At 67.6% G+C, this 14,492-nt stretch carries 17 protein-coding genes; 15 read left to right on the forward strand and 2 right to left on the reverse strand.

Features of this window, described 5'->3' with window-relative positions; translation table 11 throughout:
• Positions 1-44 precede the first annotated feature (44 nt).
• From P0Y50_02990 to obgE, 3 genes are all read left to right on the forward strand, one after another.
• Complete coding sequence (locus P0Y50_02990; protein ID WEK40588.1) at positions 45-182, forward strand: entericidin EcnA/B family protein; 138 nt, start codon at positions 45-47, stop codon at positions 180-182.
• 90 nt (positions 183-272) lie between these two features.
• A complete protein-coding gene (locus P0Y50_02995) occupies positions 273-1,727 on the forward strand; it encodes an NAD-dependent succinate-semialdehyde dehydrogenase (protein WEK40589.1) in 1,455 nt (484 codons plus the stop codon).
• 55 nt (positions 1,728-1,782) lie between these two features.
• Positions 1,783-2,829 (forward strand): GTPase ObgE, encoded by a 1,047-nt coding sequence (gene obgE / locus P0Y50_03000; GenBank protein WEK40590.1) that lies wholly within the window; start codon positions 1,783-1,785, stop codon positions 2,827-2,829.
• Here obgE and P0Y50_03005 read toward each other — a convergent pair whose 3' ends face one another.
• On the reverse strand, positions 2,830-3,963 hold the full coding sequence (locus P0Y50_03005) for an AI-2E family transporter (protein WEK40591.1): 1,134 nt from the start codon (positions 3,961-3,963) through the stop codon (positions 2,830-2,832). It abuts the gene before it with no gap.
• A gap of 98 nt (positions 3,964-4,061) precedes the next feature.
• Here P0Y50_03005 and P0Y50_03010 point away from each other — a divergent pair, with 98 nt between their 5' ends.
• Genes P0Y50_03010 through P0Y50_03065 form a run of 12 tightly spaced genes read left to right on the forward strand, consistent with a single transcriptional unit; the run spans position 4,062 to position 13,996 of the window.
• Positions 4,062-5,624: a DUF853 family protein gene (locus P0Y50_03010; protein ID WEK40592.1), complete on the forward strand. Its 1,563-nt coding sequence runs from the start codon at positions 4,062-4,064 to the stop codon at positions 5,622-5,624.
• Positions 5,625-5,662: 38 nt separating this feature from the next.
• Positions 5,663-6,223, forward strand: coding sequence for a NifU family protein (locus P0Y50_03015; protein WEK40593.1), 561 nt, complete (start codon positions 5,663-5,665; stop codon positions 6,221-6,223).
• A gap of 57 nt (positions 6,224-6,280) precedes the next feature.
• Positions 6,281-6,880 carry a helix-turn-helix transcriptional regulator gene (locus tag P0Y50_03020; protein WEK40594.1) on the forward strand — a complete coding sequence of 200 codons (600 nt, stop codon included), beginning with the start codon at positions 6,281-6,283 and terminating at the stop codon, positions 6,878-6,880.
• 45 nt (positions 6,881-6,925) lie between these two features.
• Positions 6,926-7,327 carry a helix-turn-helix transcriptional regulator gene (locus P0Y50_03025; protein WEK40595.1) on the forward strand — a complete coding sequence of 134 codons (402 nt, stop codon included), beginning with the start codon at positions 6,926-6,928 and terminating at the stop codon, positions 7,325-7,327.
• 9 nt (positions 7,328-7,336) lie between these two features.
• Positions 7,337-8,029 carry a tRNA (adenosine(37)-N6)-threonylcarbamoyltransferase complex dimerization subunit type 1 TsaB gene (tsaB, locus tag P0Y50_03030; GenBank protein ID WEK40596.1) on the forward strand — a complete coding sequence of 231 codons (693 nt, stop codon included), beginning with the start codon at positions 7,337-7,339 and terminating at the stop codon, positions 8,027-8,029.
• A complete protein-coding gene (gene rimI, locus P0Y50_03035) occupies positions 8,026-8,454 on the forward strand; it encodes a ribosomal protein S18-alanine N-acetyltransferase (protein WEK40597.1) in 429 nt (142 codons plus the stop codon). Before tsaB ends, rimI begins: the two co-directional genes overlap by 4 nt.
• Before the next feature lie 60 nt (positions 8,455-8,514).
• Positions 8,515-9,000 (forward strand): Fur family transcriptional regulator, encoded by a 486-nt coding sequence (locus P0Y50_03040; GenBank protein ID WEK40598.1) that lies wholly within the window; start codon positions 8,515-8,517, stop codon positions 8,998-9,000.
• A 54-nt stretch (positions 9,001-9,054) separates the two neighbouring features.
• The gene (gene miaB / locus P0Y50_03045) at positions 9,055-10,470 is read left to right on the forward strand and encodes a tRNA (N6-isopentenyl adenosine(37)-C2)-methylthiotransferase MiaB (GenBank protein WEK40599.1); all 1,416 of its coding nucleotides are present in this window, start codon (positions 9,055-9,057) and stop codon (positions 10,468-10,470) included.
• On the forward strand, positions 10,470-11,456 hold the full coding sequence (locus tag P0Y50_03050) for a PhoH family protein (GenBank protein WEK40600.1): 987 nt from the start codon (positions 10,470-10,472) through the stop codon (positions 11,454-11,456). The genes miaB and P0Y50_03050 overlap by 1 nt, the downstream gene beginning before the upstream one ends.
• Entirely contained in the window at positions 11,453-11,920 is a 468-nt protein-coding gene (ybeY, locus tag P0Y50_03055; GenBank protein WEK40601.1) for an rRNA maturation RNase YbeY, read from the forward strand. Before P0Y50_03050 ends, ybeY begins: the two co-directional genes overlap by 4 nt.
• Position 11,921: 1 nt before the next feature.
• Entirely contained in the window at positions 11,922-13,571 is a 1,650-nt protein-coding gene (gene lnt / locus P0Y50_03060; protein ID WEK40602.1) for an apolipoprotein N-acyltransferase, read from the forward strand.
• A gap of 23 nt (positions 13,572-13,594) precedes the next feature.
• Complete coding sequence (locus tag P0Y50_03065) at positions 13,595-13,996, forward strand: helix-turn-helix transcriptional regulator (GenBank protein WEK40603.1); 402 nt, start codon at positions 13,595-13,597, stop codon at positions 13,994-13,996.
• Between the two features lie 3 nt (positions 13,997-13,999).
• Here the strand turns inward: P0Y50_03065 and greA are convergent, their stop codons facing one another.
• Positions 14,000-14,479 (reverse strand): transcription elongation factor GreA, encoded by a 480-nt coding sequence (gene greA / locus P0Y50_03070; protein ID WEK40604.1) that lies wholly within the window; start codon positions 14,477-14,479, stop codon positions 14,000-14,002.
• Positions 14,480-14,492 lie beyond the last annotated feature (13 nt).

Here is a 14,492-nt window from a genome sequence, read left to right on the forward strand (position 1 = left end):
GGCAAGACCGCGGCGCTGGCCTCGGCTAACCTTTGGAGTCTCTCATGCGCAAGATTTTCGTTCTGGTCGCCGCCGCCGCCGCCCTGACCACCGCCGCCTGCAACACTGTCGAAGGCGTGGGCCGTGACACCGCCGCCGCCGGCCACGCCGTCACCGGCGCCGCCCAGGACGCCAAGAACTGATCGTCTAGCGGCCGCAACGCCGCCCAGACGCTTGCAAGGCCCCGCTTCGTCGGGGCCTTGTTCGTTTCAAGTCCCCTCCAGGAGATCGCCGTGAACCAGACCGCCCGTAAAGCCGGCCTCGCCCTGCTGAAACAGCACGCCCTGATCGCGGGCGAAGCCGTCCCCGCGAATGGCGCGGGCGTCGCCGTTGACGACCCGGCGACCGGCGAGATCATCGGCCATGTGCCCGATCTGGGCGCGGCCGAAACGGAGCGCGCCATTGCGGCGGCGACTGAAAGCTTCGCCGACTGGTCCCGGCGCGATCCGCACAAACGCGCGGCCTTCCTGCGGGCCTGGGCGGCGCTGATCGACGAGAACACCGAGGGGCTGGGCGCCCTGATGGCGCTGGAGAACGGCAAGCCTTTCGAGGAGGCCAGGGGCGAGGTCGCCTACGCCAACAGCTTTCTGAAATGGTTCGCCGGCCAGGCCGAGCGTCTGATCGGCGAGACCCAGGACAGCCCGCTGGGCCATCTGATCCTGACCTATCGCGAGGCGGTGGGGCCGTGCGCCCTGATCACGCCGTGGAACTTCCCCGCCGCCATGCTGACGCGGAAACTGGGTCCGGCCTTCGCGGCGGGCTGCACCGCCGTGGTCAAGCCCGCCAGCCAGACGCCGTTCACCGCCATCGCCCTGGCCGAGCTGGCCTATCAGGCGGGGCTGCCCAAGGGGGCGCTGTCCGTCGTCACCGGCGATGCGGCGACCATCGGCAAGGTGCTGACCGACAGTCCCGACATCCGCAAACTGAGCTTCACCGGTTCGACCGGCGTGGGCCGCAAGCTGGCCGAACAGTGCGCCCCGACGCTGAAGCGGGTGTCGATGGAACTGGGCGGCGCGGCGCCCCTGATCGTCTTCGCCGACTCCGATCTGGACCTGGCCGTAGCCGAAACCATCAAGGGCAAGTTCAGGAACGCGGGCCAGACCTGCGTCTGCCCCAACCGGGTCTATGTGGAGCGGTCGGTCGCCGAGACCTATGCCGAAAAACTGGCCGCCGAGGTGGCCAGGATCAAGGTCGGCGCCGCCTTCGACGACGGGGTCAAGGTCGGACCGCTGATCGAGGACAAGGCCATCGACAAGGTCGAGAAACACGTCGCGGCGATCAAGGCCGACGGCGGCCGGGTGCTGACCGGCGGATCGCGCCACGAGCTGGGCGGCCGCTTCTTCCAGCCCACCGTGACCTTGGGCGGCAACGACGCCCTGTTCCGCGAGGAAGAGACCTTCGGCCCGATGATCCCCGTCTTCGCGTTCGACACCGAAGAAGAGGCGCTGGAGAAGGCCAACGCCAGCGATTACGGCCTGGCCTCCTATCTGTTCACCCGCGATCTGGACCGCGCCATGCGGTTCAGCCGCCGGATCGAAGCGGGGATGTGCGGGGTCAACACCGGCCTGATCTCCACCGCCGTCGCCCCGTTCGGGGGCGTCAAACAGTCGGGCTATGGCCGCGAAGGCTCGATCCACGGCATCGAAGAATATGTGGACATCAAAACCGTGACCCTGGCGCTGAAATAGCGCCGGGCGGCCGCCCCATCTGTAATTCGTCGCGCTTCTGCGGCATAAGCCCGCGATGAAGTTCCTCGACCAGGCCAAGATCTACATCCGCTCCGGCAACGGCGGCGCGGGCTCCGTGTCGTTCCGACGCGAGAAATTCATTCCCAACGGCGGCCCCGACGGCGGGGACGGAGGCAAGGGCGGCGATGTCTGGATCGAGGCGGTCGAGGGGCTGAACACCCTGATCGATTATCGCTATCAGCAGCATTTCAAGGCTCAGACCGGCCACCATGGCCAGGGTCGCCAGATGCACGGCGGCAAGGGCGAGGACGTGCATCTGAAGGTGCCGGTCGGCACCCAGGTTCTGGACGAGGACAAGGAAACGGTCCTGCTGGACCTCGATACCCCTGGCAAGATGGAGCTGCTGCTGAAGGGCGGCAACGGCGGCTGGGGCAATGTGCGGTTCAAGGGGCCGACCAACCAGGCGCCGACCTACGCCAATCCGGGGCAGGAGGGGCAGGAACGCTGGATCTGGCTGCGGCTGAAGCTGATCGCCGACATCGGTCTGGCGGGTCTGCCCAACGCGGGCAAGTCCACCTTCCTGTCGGCCGCCAGCGCCGCCAAGCCCAAGATCGCCGACTATCCGTTCACGACGCTGGCCCCGAACCTGGGCATGGTGGACCTGTCGCCGTCAGAGCGGTTCGTCATCGCCGACATCCCCGGCCTGATTGAGGGCGCCAGCGAAGGCGCCGGGCTGGGCACGCGCTTCCTGGGTCACGTCGAACGCTCGGCCAGCCTGATCCACCTGATCGACGGGACGCAGGATGACGTGGTCGAGGCCTATCGCATCATTCGCGGCGAGTTGGAGGCCTATGGCGAAGGTCTGGCGGACAAGGCGGAAATCCTGGCCCTGAACAAGATCGACGCCCTGACGCCGGAAGCGCGCGAGGAAAAGGCGGCCGAACTGGAGGCCGTCGCCGGTCGTCGCCCGATGCTGGTGTCGGGCGTATCGGGCGAAGGCGTGCCCGCCCTGCTGCGCGCCGCCTGGGCCGAGGTCAAGAAGACGCGCGGCGCCCTGGCCGGCGAGAGCGAGACGGACCAGATCAGCGGCTGGCAGCCCTGATCAGGCGTCTGACGCAGGCGCGATCCCGGGCTTGCGCCGAGGCGTTTTGGACGTCGCGGATGTCTTCGTCTCGTCCGCATAGGGTTCGCCGTCGCCGGACAGCAGGACCGCCATCCAGCGCGATCCCCGGAACTCGGCCAGGATGGCCATCGCCATGACCGCCAACGGCGTGGACAGGAACATGCCGACCACGCCCCACATCTTGCCGCAGAAGGCCAGGGCCAGCAGCACCACGACCGGGTCGATGTTCTGGTTGTCGCCCTGCATCCGGGGCTGGATGAAGTTGCCGACTACGAACAGAATGACCTGCAGCCCGACCAGCAGGATGACGGCCGGCCAATAGCTTTCGAACTGCGCCAGGGCGAACAGCGGCGGCGCCAGGCCAGCGACCGCGCCGCCCAGCACAGGGATGAAGCCAACGATGAAGATGACGAAGGTCCAGAACTCCGGATTCTGAAGCCCCACCGCCCGCATCAGGATCCAGGCGACCACGCAGATCATCACCCCGGTCACCGACTGAACCCAGATATAACCCTCGACACCGCCGCGCACGCGCTGGAACACCGCCACGGCCTCGTCGCGCTGGGTCTTCTGCGGGAACATGGCCACGATCTTCTTCCTGAACCCCGCCTGCGAGGCCAGCAGGAAACCCAGATAGACCAGGACGAAGAAGGCGCCCGACGCGATCCCCTGGGCCTGGAAGGCCATGGACGTCAGCCAGCCGCGCACGTCCACGCCATTGATCAGGTCCTGGGCCGTGGGCGGATTGGCCAGCCTGACCAGACCATAGACGTCGCGAATGATCTGATCGATGCGTGGGCCGATGTTCTGGGACACCCCCGACGCCTCGCCGAAGAAGCCGGCGGCCCCGTTCACGATGATCGCGATGGACACAAAGAAGGCCAGCACCACCAGGGTCAGGGCCGCGATCCCCGCCCAGCGGCTGGTCAGCGGCGTGCGCGCCTCCACCGACCGCTTCACCCCGTCGATCATGATCAGCAGGAAGATGGCCATGGCCAGGGGCGTCAGTATGTCCCGCAACCAGTAAAGCGCCGCCCCAGCGGCCACGGTGGCGATCAGGGCCAGGGCGTTTCGGGATGCGGTCGAGGAGGGCACGGCGACGGGCGTTTTCATACGCGTGTTGTCGAACCAGGCGACGGCGACGTCAATCGCTGTTCCGGCGCGGTTTGTAACGCGCTAGAGCTTTCGACGAGACCCCATCGGAGACCCCAATGCCCGACGCCCTGCCCGGCCTGTTCCTCGGCCAGTCCGACGCCGCCCAGCCCGAAAACCTGCTGTTCAACCGCGCCAACCGCCACGGCGTGGTGGCGGGCGCGACCGGCACAGGCAAGACGGTGACGTTGCAGATCATGGCCCAGGGCTTTTCCGACGCCGGGGTGCCGGTCTTCTGCGCCGACGTGAAAGGCGACCTGTCGGGCATTTCGCAGATCGGGACGCCCAGCGAGAAGCTGGTCGCGCGGGCGACCGAAATGGGCCTGACCCTGACGCCGCGCGCCGCGCCCGTCGTCTTTTGGGACCTGTACGGCCAGAAGGGTCATCCGATCCGCACCACGGTCTCGGAAATCGGGCCGGTGCTGATGGCGCGGATGCTGAACCTGAACGAGGTGCAGGAGGGTGTGCTGACCGTGGTCTTCCACGTCGCGGACAAGGAGGGCCTGCTGCTGCTGGATCTGGACGATCTGCGCAGCCTTCTGGTCTATGTGGGCGAGAACGCCGACCGGATCGGGCGCGAGGTCGGCAATGTGGCCCCCGCCTCCATCGCCGCCATCCAGCGTTCGTTGCTGCAGGTCGAGCAACAGGGCGGCGACGCCTTCTTCGGCGAGCCGGCCCTGAAGCTGGAGGACATGATCCGTGTCGGCCTGGACGGCCGGGGCCAGGTCAATGTGCTGGACTCGACGCGGCTGATGAACAGTCCGCGCCTGTATGCGGCCTTCCTGCTGTGGCTGCTGTCGGAACTGTTCGAACAGCTTCCCGAGGTCGGCGACCCGGACAAGCCGCGCCTGGTTTTCTTCTTCGACGAGGCCCACCTGCTGTTCAACGACGCCCCGCGCGCCCTGCTGGAAAAGGTCGAACAGGTCGTGCGCCTGATCCGCTCCAAGGGGGTCGGCGTCTATTTCGTCACCCAGAACCCGGCCGACATTCCCGACAGCGTCCTGGCCCAGTTGGGCAATCGCATCCAGCACGCGCTGCGCGCCTATACGCCGTCCGAGCAAAAGGGGTTGAAGGCGGCCTCGCAAAGCTTCCGCGTCAATCCCGCCTTCGATACGGCCGAGGCCATCCAGGCCCTGGGCGTCGGCGAGGCCCTGGTCTCGGTTCTGGACGAGAAGGGCGCCCCGACCATCGTGGCGCGCACCAAGATCCGTCCGCCCGCCTCGCGCCTGGGACCGGCGACCGACGCCGAGCGTGCGGCGATCATGGCCGCCAGCCCGGTGCGCGGTCTTTACGATCAGGTTCTGAACCGCGAATCCGCCGCCGAAATCCTGGCCAACCGCCACAGCGCGGCCGATCAGGCGGCAGTTCAGGCGAAGGCTCAGGCCGAGGCGGCCAAGGCCGCCGAGGTTCAGGCCAGGGCCGATGAGAAGGCGGCCCAGGCTCAGACCCAAGCTCAGGCCAAGGCCGAGGCGCGCGCCGCGCGCGCGGCGGCGACCCCGGCGCGCCGCTCCACTCGCGAAACGCCGATTGAAGCCATGACCAAATCTGTCCTTCGCACCGCCGGATCGACCCTGACCCGCGAACTGATGCGCGGCATCCTGGGCGGGTTGAAAAAGCGCTAGGTCTTGCAACGGGGCGGGGGCGAGCGCATCTCCCGCCCATGTTCATCCAGACCGAACCCACGCCCAATCCGAATGTGCTGAAGTTCCTGCCCGGCCGCGACGTGTCGCCAGCCGCCGCCTTGGAGTATCGCACCATCGACGAGGCGACGGCCTCTCCTCTGGCCGAGGCCCTGTTCGAGGTCGAGGGCGTCGACGGCGTCTTCTTCGGCGCCGACTATGTGTCGGTGACGCGCCAGGCCCAGGGACCGGAGTGGTCGGAGATGAAGGCGCCGATTCTGGGCGTCGTCATGGATCATTTCGTCTCGGGTCAGGCGTTGACGCGCGGCGCGGACGGCGCCGCCGACGACCATGCCGAGGACGACAGCGAGATCGTCGCCGAGATCAAGGCCCTGCTGGACAGCCGCATCCGCCCGGCGGTGGCCCAGGACGGCGGGGATATCCTGTTCGATTCCTTCGACGAGGCGACCGGGGTGCTGAACCTTCGGATGCGCGGCGCCTGCGCCGGTTGCCCCTCCTCGTCCGCCACGCTGAAGGCCGGCGTCGAGCAGATGATGCGCCATTATGTGCCCGAAGTGACGCGGGTCGAGCAGACGTTGTAACCGGCTGAAATCTTTTCGTCCTCGCCATGGGCGAGCCGGTGCGCCATCCTGCCCGCGATGTCGCGTTTCATTCCCGATCCCGAAACCCTGCGCCTGGGCGAGGCGCTGGCCGCCTTGCGACGCGACCGTGGCCTGTCGCAGGCCGAGGCCGGCGCGCGGCTGAACATGACCAGCCAGGGATGGGGCCTGTATGAAGCGGGCCGCCGCTCCGGCCTGTTTCGCCCCGACGTACAACGCCGCCTGACCGGTGCGCTGGGCTCCACGCCCGAGGCGCTGGCCCTGGCGCTGTCGACGGCGGTCGCGCCTTCGACCGACGATACGCCGACCGCCGTCTCGTCCTTATCCGCCGTCGAAAGCCGGGGCCGCGACTTCGCCGGCGCCCCGGCCCAGGTCCGTCGCCTGCAGATCCTGAATGATGATCTGTCCCCCTGGGCGGATTCGGGCGTGGTGCTGGAATATGCGCTCGGTGTCTGGCCGCGGCGGGGACAGGGCTGCGTGATCGAAGCGGGCGGCGAGACCCGCGTCCGCATCTATGAGACCGGCGACACGCAGACCGTCACCGTCCGCGGTGCGGCGCCTTCCGACAAGCCGGAGGTGCTGCCTCGCCAGACCATCGATCGCCTGTCGGCCGTGACGGCCCGCATCGAACAGCAATGAAACAAAATAGTTGATTTCATCGCCGGACCATGAAACATATCCGTTATGGTCAATCGTCGTCGAAATCCGTTTCCCCGCGCCGCCGAGCCGGTCGATGTCTTCGTCGGGGCCCAGATCGCGGCGCGGCGCATGGCGTTGGGGCTGTCCCAGTCGGCGCTTGGCGATCAGGTGGGCGTCAGCTTCCAGCAGATGCAGAAATACGAAAGCGGCCGTAACCGCATATCGGCGTCCCGCCTGCATGGATTGGCTGTCGCACTGGGCGCGCCGGTTCAGGCCTTCTTTCCCCAGCGGGTCGAACCGTCGCACGACCCGGACGTCGCCCTGGTGCACGCGGTTTGCGCCACGGCCGAAGGTCGGACGCTGGCGTTGAGTTTCGCGCGAATGGAAAGCCGGGCCGTGCGCCAGGCTGTCACGCAGCTAGTAGAGGTTCTGGCCAAGGCCGCCTAAAAGGCCGCCATGAGACTTCTGGTTATCGATACGGCGCTCGGCGCCTGCACGGCGGCGGTGTTCGAGGATGACCATGCGCTGGCCCTGCGATTCGAGCCGATGACCAAGGGTCACCAGGAACGGATTGGCGGCATGGTGCGAGACGTAATGGCCGAGGCGGGGGGCGGTTTCGACGGGCTGGACCGGATCGGCGTCACCGTCGGCCCTGGTTCGTTCACGGGTCTGCGCGTAGGTCTAGCCTTCGCCCAGGGGCTGGGCGCCGCGCTGGACCGGCCGGTGGTCGGGATTTCGGCGCTGGACGGCCTGGCAGGTTCGCTGACCGAGGATGGATCGCCTGTCGCCGCCCTGATCGACGCGCGCCGGGGACAGGTTTACACTAAACTGTTTGTCGACGGCGTCGCCACCGGCCCGGACGAAGCCCTGACGCTGGAAGAGGCCGCACAGCGGGCCGCCGCGCTTGGCCCCGGTGTACGCTTAGTCGGCAATGGGGCGCCGGTTCTGACCGACGCCTTTCCTGATCTGAAATACGCCCTGATCGACGACCGTGCGGCCCCCTCGCCAGAGGCTCTGGCGCGGCTGGCGGCAACTGCCGATCCCGCGCTCAACCTGCCCAGACCGCTTTATCTGCGGGCGCCCGACGCCACTCCGCCCAGCCGTTTGCCGGGGCAGCCGCGTCAGCCCGCCGCCTCCGCCGCAACATGACCGCGCCCGCCCGTCTGACCGCTCGTCTGGCCGCCCTCCACGCCGAAGCCTTCGCTGCGCCTTGGAACGAGGCGGAGATCGCGGATCTGCTGCAACAGGCCGGGGTGTTCGCGGTCGAGGAGGCGGACGGCTTCATCCTGATTCGCGTGGTGCTGGACGAGGCGGAAATTCTGACCCTGGCCGTGCGCCCGGAGGCGCGTCGCGTTGGTCTGGGCGGACGGCTGGTCGGACACGGAGCGCTCAGGGCGGCGCAGGCTGGGGCCGTGCGTCTGTTCCTTGAAGTGGCTGAGGATAATGTCGCCGCCCGCGCCCTTTATCAGCGGGCGGGCTTCGCACAGATCGGGCGGCGAAAGGCCTATTATGCGGCCCCGACCGGCGGGCGGACCGACGCCCTGGTGCTGGGTCTGGACCTGACGGTGGGCTGAAAGCTGAAAGGGGGCAAGGTCACGCTTCCCTGATGCGTTGCGAATGCTTATCCTAGGGTCATGGACCGGATCGAAAAACTTTGCGCCGACCGCGGCATGCGTATGACCGAACAGCGTCGGGTGATCGCCCGCGTGCTGTCGAACGCCGAAGACCACCCCGATGTCGAGGAGCTGTATCGCCGCGCCTCGGCCATTGATCCGCATATCTCCATCGCCACCGTCTATCGCACGGTGCGCCTGTTCGAAGAGGCGGGCGTGGTCGAGAAGCACGACTTCGGCGACGGCCGAAGCCGCTACGAAGAGGCGGGCGACGACCATCACGACCACCTGATCGACACCAAGACCGGGGAGGTGATCGAGTTCTTCGACGCCGAGATCGAGCGCCTGAAGGCAGAGATCGCCGAACGTCTGGGCTTCCAGCTGATCGGCCACAAGCTGGAGCTTTACGGCGTGCCGATCGAAGGCGCCGAACCGTCCAGCCGTGAAGGCCTGATCTTCACCCGCCACGCCGCACGGGTCGTTCCGGCCGATGTGGATGCGGGCTGAGCCTGTTACCGCCCCTGTCTTGTCGTCGCCTGTCCGGGCGATCATAAGCCGCCCATGATCGACACCCTGGTTTCCAAGCCAGCCAAGGCGGCGGACCGGCCCAAGCGTCTGTTCATCAAGACCTATGGCTGTCAGATGAATGTCTATGACAGCGAGCGCATGGCCGATGTCCTGCGTCCGCTGGGCTATGCAACGACGCAGGATGTGGCCGAGGCCGACTTCGTCATCCTGAACACCTGCCATATCCGCGAGAAGGCGGCGGAAAAGGTCTATTCCGAACTGGGCAAGATGCGCGAGCTGCGCGACATCAAGCGCGAGACGGGCGGCGACATGACCATCGCCGTCGCCGGCTGCGTCGCCCAGGCCGAGGGCGAGGAGATCATGAAACGCCAGCCGGCGGTCGATATCGTCGTCGGCCCTCAGGCCTATCATCAGCTGCCCGAGCTTCTGACCCGCACGGCGCGGGCGCGGGGCGAGCGGATCGGCGCCGACTTCGCCCCCGACGACAAGTTCGACGCCCTGCCCGCCGCACGCTTCACCGAGGGGCCGACCGCCTTCCTGACCGTGCAGGAGGGGTGCGACAAGTTCTGCACCTTCTGCGTCGTGCCCTATACGCGCGGCGCCGAATGGTCGCGGCCGATGGCGGCGGTGCTGGACGAGGCGCGCCAGCTGGCGGATCGCGGCGTGCGCGAGGTCACCCTGCTGGGCCAGAACGTCAACGCCTATGACGGCGAACGGGCGGATGGGAAAAAGGCGACCCTGGCGGAACTGGCCTATGCCCTGGCCGAAATCCCCGGTCTGGACCGCATCCGCTATACGACCAGCCACCCCAATGACATGAGCGACGACCTGATCGCCGCCCATGCCGATCTGGACGCCCTGATGCCCTATCTGCACCTGCCGGTTCAGACGGGGTCGGACCGCATCCTGCGGCTGATGAACCGCAAGCATGGGCGTCAGAAATACTTCGACCTGATCGACCGCATCCGTCAGGCGCGGCCCGACATGGCGCTGGCGGGCGACTTCATCGTCGGCTTCCCCGGCGAGACGGACCGGGAGTTCGAGGACACGCTGGATCTGGTGCGGCGGGTGAACTACGCGGGGGCCTTCGCCTTCGCCTATTCGCCGCGTCCCGGCACCCCGGCGGCGGGCATGGGCAAGCAGGTGGAACCGGAGGTGGCCAGGGAACGGCTGCACCGCCTGATCGCCCTGCTGACCGAACAGCAGACCGCCTTCAATGAATCGCAGGCCGGAAGGACCCTGAACGTCCTGTTCGACAAGCCGGGGCGTCATGCCCACCGTCGTCAGGCCGTCGGTCGGTCCCCCTATCTGCAGTCGGTTCACGTCGATGACGCGGATCATCTGATCGGCCAGATCGTTCCCGTCGAGATCATATCGGGCCAGCAGAACAGCCTGCACGGCCGTCTCATCACCGAAGGGCGCAAGGCCCAAAAAGAAAAGGCGGCCTAGTGGCGCGAGAATCCGAATTCGTCCCGTTGAACGACGCCGAGCTGCGCGCAGTCATCGGGCCGAACAGCCGCCACGTCGCCCTGATCGAGGACGCCTTCAAGGTGTTGGTCGAGGCGCCGGGCGGCGGGGTTTCGGTCAATGGCGGCACGCGCGACCGATCCGACGCCCGCCGGGTGATCGAGGATCTGGCCAAGCGCGCGGCCCTGGGCGCCGAGGTCACTGAGGCCGACGTGCGCGCCGCCCTGGGTCAGGCGCGGGGCGGCAAGGGCACGCCGGGCATGGCGGCGGCGGGCGTGTCCCTGCCCGGCGGCAAGCGCGGCGCCATCGTGCCCAAGACCAAGGCCCAGGCAGCCTATCTGGACATGCTGGGCCGGTGCGAACTGTCGTTCGGCGTGGGGCCTGCGGGCACCGGCAAGACGTTTCTGGCGGCAGCCTATGGCGCCTCGCTGCTGCGGCGCGGACAGGTGGACCGGCTGGTCATCACCCGCCCGGCGGTCGAGGCGGGCGAGAAGCTGGGCTTCCTGCCCGGCGATCTGAACGAGAAGGTCGATCCCTATCTGGCGCCGATCTGGGAGGCGCTGAACGACATTCTGGGCGCCGAGGACGTGCAGCGGCGCCGCGACAAGGGCGAGATCGAGGCCGCCCCCATCGCCTTCATGCGGGGCCGCACCCTGAGCCACGCCTTCGTCATCGTGGATGAGGCGCAAAACACCAGCCGCCTTCAGATGAAGATGGTCCTGACGCGGCTGGGCGAAGGCGCGCGGATGGTGGTGACGGGCGATCCGTCGCAGATCGACCTGTTGAACCCGCGCGATTCCGGCCTGGCCCACGCCCTGCGGATTCTGGACGGGGTTCAGGGCGTCGGCATCCTGAAGTTCGAGGCTTCGGACGTGGTGCGTCACGCCATGGTCGAGCGGATCGTGCGCGCCTATGACGCCGACGCCGCGCGCGGACGGCCTGCTCCGGACACCGAAGACCCCGCATGACCGCTCGCACAATCGAAGTCGAGGTCGAGGCGGCGGCCTGGACCGACGCCCTGCCGGACGCCGCGGCGGCGGCCGAACGGGCGGCCCTCGCCGCTTTGGGTACGGTCGCGGGCGATGTCGTCATTCTGTTGACGGACAATGAGACCGTGCGCGACCTGAACGCCCGCTTCCGCGACAAGGACAGGCCGACCAATGTCCTGTCCTTCCCGGCCAATGAGAGTGCGGCGCCGCATCTGGGCGACATCGTCCTGGCTTACGGCGTCTGCGCCGACGAGGCCGCAGCGCAGGACAAGACCCTGGCCGATCACCTCAGCCATCTGGTCGTTCACGGCGTGTTGCACCTGCTGGGCCGCGACCACGAGGACGACGCCGAGGCCGAGGAGATGGAGGCCGAGGAGCGCGAAATCCTGGCCGACATCGGCGTGGCCGACCCCTATGCCGCAGATGCCGAAAGCGCCGACTGACATGATGATCGACGCCCTGCTGGACCGTTTCGCCGCGCCGATCCGCGCCTTGCCGGACAAGAAGCGCACCCTGATCTGGCGTCTGGTCCGCATTGTTCTGGCCCTGGTTGCGGGGGCAGGCACAGCCTTCGCCCATCCGCCGTTCGGGGTGTTGATCGGCCTGTTGGGCTATCCGCTGCTGATGATCCTGTCGGAGCGGTCCGACACGGTGCGCGGCGCCTTCTGGATGGGCTGGCTGGCCGGATTCGCCTATTTCTTCGTCGGCTGCTGGTGGGTGGCCGAGGCCTTCTTCGTCAATCCCGAACAGGCGTGGATGGCGCCCTTCGCGGCCAGTTTGCTGCCTGCGGGTCTGGGCCTGTTCTGGGGCGCGGCGACGGCGCTCTATCGCCGGTTCGCCCCCATCGGATCGGTGCGGGTCCTGTTGTTCGCCGCCCTGTTCTGCGCCGCCGAATGGCTGCGCGGCCATGTGCTGACCGGGTTTCCGTGGAACCCGGCGGGCGCGACCTGGAGGGCGGGCGGCGGCATGTCCCAGTTCGCCTCGGTCGTCGGGGTCTATGGGCTGAGCCTGGTTACGGTCGCCGCCATCTCGGCCTTCGCGCCGCTGGTCGGGCCGGGTCTGAAGCGCGACCGCCTGATCTCAGCGGGGTTGGGCGCCCTCGCCTTGATTTCTGTCGGCGTCTTCGGCGCGGTGCGATTGGCCCAGTCGGAGCTTCAGTTCACCGACACGGTGGTGCGTCTGGTCCAGGCCGATGTGAAACAGGAGACGAAATGGTCGCCAGAGACCTATCGCTCCATCGTCGACCGCTATATCCGCCTGACCGCGCAATCGACCGCCAAACCGGGCGGCCGTGCGCCCAATGTCATCGTCTGGCCAGAAGGGTCGCTGCCCGCCTCGGCCAACGACGTGTTCGCGTCGCAAGACGCGCGCGCCATCGCCACCGCCGTGCGGCCCGGCCAGACCCTGCTGGTCGGTCTGGCCCGTGGACAGATCGACCCGACCGCGCCCGACGGCGCCCGCTATTACAACAGCCTGTTCGCCCTGGCCGATCAGGACGGGGCGGGCCTGCGGGTCGCCGCTGTCTATGACAAGCACCGTCTGGTGCCGTTCGGCGAATACCTGCCGCTGGGGTCGGTGATGACCTCCATCGGCCTGCGCAGTCTGGTGCATATGCCCAGCGACTTTTCGGCCGGGCCGAAACCGGAGCCGATCTCGATTCCCGGAGCGCCGCGCGCCCAGATCCTGATCTGCTACGAAAGCCTCTATCCCGGCTTCACGCCCGGTGCGGCGGGACGTCCGGACTGGATCGTCAATGCGTCCAACGACGCCTGGTTCGGCGCCACATCCGGCCCGCGCCAGCATCTGAACCTGGCCAGCTATCGCGCCATAGAGACCGGCCTGCCCATCGCGCGGGCCACGCCGACCGGCATTTCGGCCATGATCGATCCCTGGGGCCGGATCGTTGACGGCGAGAAGCTGGAGCCCGGAGTCATGGGCGTGATCGACGCCGCCCTGCCGCGCCCGACCAGGATCACCCTCTATGGCCGGTTCGGCGACTGGCTGCTGGCGCTGATGTTGCTAACAGCGTTCACCCTGTCCTTGGCGCCGTCGATCCGACGATCTAGGTTCCGGCCGAATCAGTCGGAAATCTGAGGCGAGACACTATGGCGCGTGAAATGGACGAGGACATACATCCTGTCGACCGTCATGTCGGCCGCCGCGTTCAGGAAAAACGGTTGGACCTGGGCATGACCCAGACGGCTCTGGCCAAGGCCGTGGGCGTCAGCTTTCAGCAGGTCCAGAAATACGAAAAGGGCACGAACCGCGTCTCCGCCTCGAAGCTGTTCGAAATGGCCGAGTTCATGCAGGTCGGCATCCCCTTCTTCTTCGAGGGATTCAATCGGGCTCAGCCGGGTGTCGCCGAGACGGCCTCTGCGAGCTTCGTCCACGACTTTCCCACCACCAAACACAGCGCAGAAATCGCGCGCCTTGCGCCCCGCCTTCCTGCGCGCAAGCAAAAGGCGGTCGTGCAGATCATGCGCGAGATGCTGGATGAAGGCGCCGTCAACGACGCCTGAAATCTAGCCGACGGCCGTGATCTCGGCCGCCTGCCCCGCCACCATCACTTCATCTCCGACGCGGCGGCCCATGACGGCGCGCGACAGCGGCGAGACATGGCTGACCGAGCCGGTCGCAGGATCGGCCTCGTCCTCGCCGACGATGCGCCAGGTCTGGGTGCGGCCGTCGTCGCGTTCGATCGTGACCGAGCCCCCGAAGCGCACGGCGCCCTCGTCTTCGCCGGGTTCGACCCTCTGGGCCGAGGCCCGCCGGGCGGACCAATAGCGCAGGTCGCGAGTAGCGCGGGCCATGGCGGTGCGGTCGCTCTCGATCGAGCCCTGAACCTGGGCCGCCGTATAGGCGGCGCGAGCCGCCGCCAGCTCGGCCTCAATCATGGCCAGGCCCTGCGGCGTGACCAGATTGGGGTGGGGCGAGATCGGGCGGTCCGCCAGGTCGGCGGCGGTGGCCTCAAGATCTTCTTCTCGGGTGAAGGCGACGCTCATGGTACGGAACATA

The sequence above is a fragment of the Candidatus Brevundimonas colombiensis genome (genome assembly GCA_029202665.1).
GTDB lineage: Bacteria > Pseudomonadota > Alphaproteobacteria > Caulobacterales > Caulobacteraceae > Brevundimonas > Brevundimonas colombiensis.

What these genes read in the sequence shown, in the direction of transcription:
- lnt (WEK40602.1), top strand. Translation starts at nt 11,922, where the DNA reads ATGATGATCGACGCCCTGCTGGACCGTTTCGCCGCGCCGATCCGCGCC.
- P0Y50_03065 (WEK40603.1), top strand. Translation starts at nt 13,595, where the DNA reads ATGGACGAGGACATACATCCTGTCGACCGTCATGTCGGCCGCCGCGTT.
- greA (WEK40604.1), bottom strand. Translation starts at nt 14,479, where the DNA reads ATGAGCGTCGCCTTCACCCGAGAAGAAGATCTTGAGGCCACCGCCGCC.
- miaB (WEK40599.1), top strand. Translation starts at nt 9,055, where the DNA reads ATGATCGACACCCTGGTTTCCAAGCCAGCCAAGGCGGCGGACCGGCCC.
- P0Y50_03015 (WEK40593.1), top strand. Translation starts at nt 5,663, where the DNA reads ATGTTCATCCAGACCGAACCCACGCCCAATCCGAATGTGCTGAAGTTC.
- P0Y50_03040 (WEK40598.1), top strand. Translation starts at nt 8,515, where the DNA reads ATGGACCGGATCGAAAAACTTTGCGCCGACCGCGGCATGCGTATGACC.
- obgE (WEK40590.1), top strand. Translation starts at nt 1,783, where the DNA reads ATGAAGTTCCTCGACCAGGCCAAGATCTACATCCGCTCCGGCAACGGC.
- P0Y50_03020 (WEK40594.1), top strand. Translation starts at nt 6,281, where the DNA reads ATGTCGCGTTTCATTCCCGATCCCGAAACCCTGCGCCTGGGCGAGGCG.
- P0Y50_03005 (WEK40591.1), bottom strand. Translation starts at nt 3,963, where the DNA reads ATGAAAACGCCCGTCGCCGTGCCCTCCTCGACCGCATCCCGAAACGCC.
- ybeY (WEK40601.1), top strand. Translation starts at nt 11,453, where the DNA reads ATGACCGCTCGCACAATCGAAGTCGAGGTCGAGGCGGCGGCCTGGACC.
- tsaB (WEK40596.1), top strand. Translation starts at nt 7,337, where the DNA reads ATGAGACTTCTGGTTATCGATACGGCGCTCGGCGCCTGCACGGCGGCG.
- P0Y50_03025 (WEK40595.1), top strand. Translation starts at nt 6,926, where the DNA reads ATGGTCAATCGTCGTCGAAATCCGTTTCCCCGCGCCGCCGAGCCGGTC.
- P0Y50_03010 (WEK40592.1), top strand. Translation starts at nt 4,062, where the DNA reads ATGCCCGACGCCCTGCCCGGCCTGTTCCTCGGCCAGTCCGACGCCGCC.
- P0Y50_02990 (WEK40588.1), top strand. Translation starts at nt 45, where the DNA reads ATGCGCAAGATTTTCGTTCTGGTCGCCGCCGCCGCCGCCCTGACCACC.
- rimI (WEK40597.1), top strand. Translation starts at nt 8,026, where the DNA reads ATGACCGCGCCCGCCCGTCTGACCGCTCGTCTGGCCGCCCTCCACGCC.